Origin of the sequence: Tabrizicola sp., from assembly GCF_036781545.1 — a bacterium.
GTDB lineage: Bacteria > Pseudomonadota > Alphaproteobacteria > Rhodobacterales > Rhodobacteraceae > Tabrizicola.
The window spans coordinates 1-5,857 of sequence record NZ_DAIQAT010000197.1 but is presented as its reverse complement, the minus strand read 5'-3'; the positions used below and the strand labels follow the sequence as shown (position 1 = coordinate 5,857).

The window sequence follows — 5,857 nt, the reverse complement described above, 5'->3', positions numbered from 1 at the left end:
GCGCGGGAATAGCGCATCCAGGGGTCGTTGCGGCTGGCGACGACCAGCGACGGCACGCCCAGCGGACGCTCGGGGATCGGTCCGAAACGTTCGATCCGGTCGCTGCCCGCGGTTTCCGCGGGGGCGACCAGCATCGCCGCCCGCACCTTCAGCTGCGGCCATTTCGTCAGGATGCGTGCGACCAGCACTGCGCCCAGCGAATGCCCGACCAGCACGCAATTGGGGTGATGCAGGATCATCGAGGCCAGTTCCGTTTCCCAGACCGCCGGGAGAGGGCGGGCAGGATCGCTCAGATCCACCATCAGCGCGCGCGGATCGGTCTGCGCCCACCAGTGCTGCCAATGCGGCGCGGGCGAGCCGTCGAGGCCGGGAACGATCAGGGTCTTGGTCATCTCCACTGTCCTTCGCGAATCTGCATCTGGCGTTAAATCTAGCAACTCTGTCGTGATTACGGGTTCCAAAGGCCACACCCGAAAGAGAACGGCATTCTACCGGTTCCGGGTATCGACGGGGTAGGCGGTGGTGAACTTCATCCGTTCCATCGCGAAATGGCTGGTCACGTTCTTGATCGGCACCGCATCGGTCAGCCGCTTGTAAAGCCCGTCGAAGGCCGCCATGTCCTGAACCGCGACGCGCAGCAGATAGTCCAGCTCTCCCGCCATCCGGTAGACCTCCATGATCTCCGGGATGCCGTCGACCGCGCGCGAAAAGGCTTCGCGCCAGTCTGGCGAATGATCCGGCGCCTCGATCCCCACGAAGACCGTCAGCCCGAACCCCAGCTTCGCCGGATCGGCCAGGGCGACCCGCCGCGTCAGCACGCCGGTCGCCTCCAGCTTCTGGATCCGCTTCCAGGCCGGGGTCTGCGACAGCCCCGCCTTGTCGGCGATCTGCGCGATGGGCAGCGTCGCGTCCTGCATCAGCTCGGCAACGATCTTGCGGTCGATCAGGTCGAGATCGGTCATGGTCAGGGCCCCTGGCAGCGTCCTTTTCTTCAGCATGACCAATGAGAAATAAAAGTCTATAGGTTTTATCGTGTATAGGAAGATCGCGTTTTTCCCCTGTTTTTCTGCGGATTTGACTGGGGTTTTTCGGTGACGCGCGGGTCAGAACGCCCACGTCAGGGAATCGCGACATTGATTCTCGACAGTCCGCCGCGTAGCCTTTCCCCATGATCACGCAGAAGATGAAATATGCCCTGAAGGCGCTTCTGGTCCTGGCCGACGAGGCCGCCAAAGGCCTGCCTGAACCCCTGACGATCGAAGAGATCGCCAAGCGGTCGGGCACGCCGAAGCGGTTCCTGGAACACATCCTGCTGGAAGTGCGCAACGCCGGTGTGATCGCCTCGATCCGGGGCCGCTCCGGTGGCTACAGCCTGATCAAGAAGCCCTCCGACATCTCGATCTCGGAGCTTCTGCGCACCATCGACGGCCCCATCGCTCCGTTGCCGTGCCTCTCGCGCCGGGCCTACCAGCGGTGCGAGGATTGCACGGACGAAGCGACCTGCCGCATCCGCAAAGTCTTTGCCGAGGTGTTCTGGTCCTATCTCCTGATCATCGACTCTCTGACGCTGGAAGACATGCTTCGGTCCGGTACGGTGGCCGACAAGGTGCTCGGCGCGGCCGAATAGCGCTAACTCCCCAAGATTGTTTCGCAAATCACTGGATTCGCCCTGCGCCAGCGGGCGGGGCGAGAGAAAACCATTCTCTAATCACGACCAAATTAAGCGAGTATTTTCCTTTGCAATACTCGACTTCTCCTGTCGTTATTAAGGGACACCCGGGCCAAGGCCCACCCTGAAGCGAAGGAGAAGGACGATGACTGCCGCCATATCCCCCCGCACCGCATTCGCGATTGCCGGGCTGGCCCACGCGCCCATGCCCCGGACCGCTTCCGCCACCTGCGCCGTCCGGCTGATCGACCGCCGCACCGGCCTGACCCACCGTGTCAATGGCAGCCCGCTGGTGATCTTCACCCGCAACCCGTCCGAGGCCGTGGCCGATCTTCTCGAAGGCCGCGACGCCTCGGTCTGGGAAGCCCGCGTCGAACCAATCGGAGCGCCGTGATGACCCATCTGCACCTGCCGCAAACCGTTCTGGGCCTGATGCCCCACCGTCCCCTTCCGATCTCCAAGGAGAAAACCATGCTCGCCACCATCACCCTCGCCGGCACCGTGACCGCGCAAGGCCCCGTTGCCGAAGCTCATGCCGATGGCCGCGTCACCATCGCCGACGGGCTGCGCCGCCTGACCGGCTGGCCGGTCTTCCGTCTGAAAGGCCTTGTCGCCGCAGCGGCCCTCGCCGCCATCGGCCTCGGCGCGGCCCCGGCCCCCGTCGCGGCCGAAAGCCTGCTGAACGTCAGCTATGACCCGACGCGAGAGCTGTATCGCGATCTGAACGAAGCCTTCGTCGCGTACTGGACCGCGCAGGGCAACGAAGCCCCGACCATCGAGCAGTCGCACGGCGGCTCGGGGTCGCAAGCCCGCGCCGTGATCGAGGGACTGGAAGCGCAGGTCGTGACGCTGGCGCTGGCCGCCGACATCGACAAGATCGCCGATGCGGGCAAGCTGCCGGCAGACTGGCAGTCGAAACTGCCGCACAACTCCTCGCCCTATACCTCGACCATCGTCTTCCTGGTGCGCGAGGGCAATCCGAAGGGCATCAAGGACTGGGGCGACCTGACGGCCGAGGGCGTGGAAGTCATCACCCCGAACCCGAAGACCAGCGGCGGCGCGCGCTGGAACTACCTGGCCGCCTGGGCCTGGGCCGAGAAGAACGGCCAGGACCCGCAGGCCTTCGTCAAGGCGCTGTTCGAGCATGTCCCGGTGCTTGACAAGGGCGCGCGTGACAGCACGACCACCTTCGCCCAACGCGGCATCGGCGACGTGCTCCTCGCCTGGGAGAACGAGGCCTATCTGGCGCTGAACGAGCTGGGTGACGACCAGTTCGACATCGTCGTCCCCTCGGTCTCGGTGCTGGCCGAGCCGCCGGTTGCTCTGGTCGAAGCCAACATCAAGTCCGAAGAACAGCGGAAGCTGGCCGAGGGCTACCTCAACTTCCTTTACACGCCCGAAGCCCAGGCGATCGTCTTCAAGGATTTCTATCGCGGCTGGGACACCTCGAAAGCCGCGCCGGAAGATGTCGCCCGCTTCCCGCAGCTGGAACTGCGCGACATCGCCTCCTTCGGCGGCTGGAAGGACGTGCAGGCCAAGCACTTCGCCGACGGCGCCATCTTCGACCAGATCTACGTGCCGCAGTGACGGCAGCCCCCTGAACGCTCCGGGTCGGCACCTGCTGCCGGCCCGAACCGCATAGGAAACCCAATGGGCAAACCCTTCATCCACCGGTCCCCGATCCCCGGCCTCGGGATCAGCGCGGGGATCACGATCACGCTTCTGTCCCTCGTGGTCCTCCTCCCCATCGGCGCCCTTCTGGTGACTGGCGCCCTTGCTGGGCCGGAACGGCTGTGGACAGAGGTGAACACCACGCGCATCTGGGCCTCGCTCTGGCTGTCGTTCCGGCTGTCCTTCCTCGCGGCCGTATTCAATCTGGTGTTCGGCGTGGCACTGGCCTGGGTGCTGGGGCGCTACCGCTTTCCCGGCCGCCGCCTGATCGACGCCGCCGTCGACCTGCCCTTTGCCCTGCCGACCGCCGTCGCGGGCATCGCGCTGACCGCGCTTTACGCCCCCAACGGGGCCTTCGGCGCGCTGGCCAAAGACCTGGGCTTCAAGATCGCCTACACGCCCAGCGGCATCTTAATCGCGCTGGTCTTCGTGGGCCTGCCCTTCGTCGTCCGCACTGTCCAGCCGGTGATCGACGAGATCGAGCGCGAGGTCGAGGAAGCTTCCGCCACGCTCGGCGCATCGCGCTTCCACACGATCCGGCATGTGGTCCTGCCGATGCTGGCCCCCGCGGCGCTCACCGGCTTCGCACTGTCGCTGGCCCGGGCCGTCGGCGAATACGGCTCGGTCATCTTCATCGCGGGCAACCTGCCGATGAAGACCGAGATCGCGCCGCTGCTCATCGTCATCAAGCTGGAAGAGTTCAACTACGAAGGCGCGACCGCCATCGGCATCGCCATGCTGGTCATCTCCTTCGCGCTTCTCCTGCTCATCAACGCGATCCAGGTCTGGAGCCGCCGGAGAATTGGCTATGTCTGACGCACCCGCCACCTGGCGCCCCGCCACCGAGGAAACGCCGCTCGTCCGACGCCTGCTGATCGCGGCGGTGCTGGTCGTGCTGGCGCTTCTCCTCTTCGCGCCCCTCGTCGCCGTCTTCTACGAGGCCCTGCGCAAGGGCTGGTGGCAGGCCATCGCCACGCTGGCCAAGCCCGAGGCCCTGTCCGCCATCCGCCTGACCGTGACCGTCGCCGCCATTGCCGTGCCGCTGAACGCGGTCTTCGGCGTGGCCGCCGCCTGGTTCATCACCAAATACGACTTCCGCGGCAAGGCCGTGCTGCTGACGCTGATCGACCTGCCCTTCTCGGTCTCGCCCGTCGTCGTCGGCCTCTGCGTCGTGCTGACCTTCGGGGCGAACACCTGGGTCGGTGGGCTGATGGTGAACGCGGGCTATCCCATCGTCTTCGCCCTGCCCGGCATTGTCCTCGCCTCGATGATCGTCACCTTCCCCTTCGTCGCGCGCGAGCTGATCCCGGTCATGGTCGAACAGGGCCGGGCCGAGGAAGAGGCCGCCCTGACGCTAGGCGCCTCCGGCTGGCGCACCTTCCGCACCGTCACCCTGCCGAACATCCGCTGGGCGCTTCTCTACGGCGTCCTCCTCTGCAACGCCCGCGCGATGGGCGAGTTCGGGGCGGTCGCCGTCGTCTCGGGCAAGATCCGCGGCCAGACCGCGACCATGCCGATCACCATCGAGATGCTTTACAACGAATACCTCTCCGTCGCGGCCTTCACCCTCGCCGCCGTGCTGGCCCTGCTCGGCTTCCTGACGCTGGGGCTGAAGACCTTCCTCGAAATCCGGCACGCCGACGCGCTTGCCGCCTCGCGCCGCCATTAGGAGACGCCCATGCATATCGAAATCGACGAAATCTCCAAAAGCTTCGGCACCACCGCCGCGCTGACCCCCGTGTCGCTCGCCATCCCCTCCGGCGCGCTGGTGGCGCTGCTCGGCCCCTCGGGCTCGGGCAAGACCACCCTCCTGCGCATCCTCGGCGGCCTCGAATACCCCACCTCCGGCCGCGTGCTCTTCGACGGACAGGACGCGACCGGCCTGACCGTGCAGCAGCGCCGCGCCGGTTTTGTCTTCCAGAGCTACGCGCTCTTCCGCCATATGACCGTCTTCGACAACATCGCCTACGGCCTGAAGGCCCGCCCCCGCGCCTCGCGCCCGCCCGGGGCCGAGATCGCCCGCCGCGTCACCCGCCTTCTCGACCTGATCCAGCTGCCGGACATCGGGGCGCGCTATCCCAGCCAGCTGTCCGGTGGCCAGCGCCAGCGCGTCGCCCTTGCCCGTGCGCTTGCCATCGAACCCCGGATGCTCCTTCTCGACGAGCCCTTCGGCGCGCTCGACGCCAAGGTCCGCAAGGAGCTCCGCCAGGGCCTGCGGGACATCCACGACACCACCGGCCTGACCACCGTCTTCGTCACCCACGACCAGGACGAGGCGATGGAACTGGCCGACCTTGTCGTCGTCATGTCCGGCTCGACCACCGGCGGCAAGATCGAACAGATCGGCAAGCCGCAGGACATCCGCGCCAGGCCCGCGACCGCCTTCGTGCGCGAATTCCTCGGCGCCTAGCGCTTGCGCCAGCGGTCGGCGATGTAGCTGGCCGTCATCAGGTCCAGATGCGCCCCGCCGCCGTTCTTGGCCAGGGTGATCTCATCCTCCGATCGCCGCGCATAAAG

At 66.2% G+C, this 5,857-nt stretch carries 8 protein-coding genes and 1 pseudogene; 6 read left to right on the top strand and 3 right to left on the bottom strand.

Annotated features, from left to right (window positions below; genetic code table 11):
• Positions 1 to 392: RBBP9/YdeN family alpha/beta hydrolase (locus V7Q39_RS18865; RefSeq protein WP_333818157.1), on the bottom strand; the 392-nt coding region annotated here is incomplete at its 3' end.
• A 96-nt stretch (positions 393 to 488) separates the two neighbouring features.
• On the bottom strand, positions 489 to 962 hold the full coding sequence (locus V7Q39_RS18860) for an Lrp/AsnC family transcriptional regulator (RefSeq protein ID WP_333818156.1): 474 nt from the start codon (positions 960 to 962) through the stop codon (positions 489 to 491).
• A gap of 206 nt (positions 963 to 1,168) precedes the next feature.
• On the opposite strand from V7Q39_RS18860, the gene V7Q39_RS18855 reads away from it, so the two are divergent.
• The 6 genes from V7Q39_RS18855 to V7Q39_RS18830 all read left to right on the top strand — a co-directional run bounded on the left by V7Q39_RS18855 (position 1,169) and on the right by V7Q39_RS18830 (position 5,750).
• Complete coding sequence (locus V7Q39_RS18855) at positions 1,169 to 1,627, top strand: Rrf2 family transcriptional regulator (protein WP_333818155.1); 459 nt, start codon at positions 1,169 to 1,171, stop codon at positions 1,625 to 1,627.
• 187 nt (positions 1,628 to 1,814) lie between these two features.
• Positions 1,815 to 2,063 (top strand): hypothetical protein, encoded by a 249-nt coding sequence (locus tag V7Q39_RS18850; RefSeq protein WP_333818154.1) that lies wholly within the window; start codon positions 1,815 to 1,817, stop codon positions 2,061 to 2,063.
• 77 nt (positions 2,064 to 2,140) lie between these two features.
• Entirely contained in the window at positions 2,141 to 3,256 is a 1,116-nt protein-coding gene (locus V7Q39_RS18845; protein WP_333818158.1) for a sulfate ABC transporter substrate-binding protein, read from the top strand.
• 63 nt (positions 3,257 to 3,319) lie between these two features.
• Entirely contained in the window at positions 3,320 to 4,156 is an 837-nt protein-coding gene (gene cysT / locus V7Q39_RS18840; protein WP_333818153.1) for a sulfate ABC transporter permease subunit CysT, read from the top strand.
• On the top strand, positions 4,149 to 5,009 hold the full coding sequence (gene cysW / locus V7Q39_RS18835) for a sulfate ABC transporter permease subunit CysW (RefSeq protein WP_333818152.1): 861 nt from the start codon (positions 4,149 to 4,151) through the stop codon (positions 5,007 to 5,009). The genes cysT and cysW overlap by 8 nt, the downstream gene beginning before the upstream one ends.
• Positions 5,010 to 5,018: 9 nt before the next feature.
• Entirely contained in the window at positions 5,019 to 5,750 is a 732-nt protein-coding gene (locus V7Q39_RS18830) for a sulfate/molybdate ABC transporter ATP-binding protein (RefSeq protein WP_333818151.1), read from the top strand.
• Here the strand turns inward: V7Q39_RS18830 and V7Q39_RS18825 are convergent.
• A pseudogene (locus tag V7Q39_RS18825) lies at positions 5,747 to 5,857 on the bottom strand (ornithine cyclodeaminase); the annotation flags it as partial. The gene V7Q39_RS18830 and the pseudogene V7Q39_RS18825 sit on opposite strands and share 4 nt — an antisense overlap.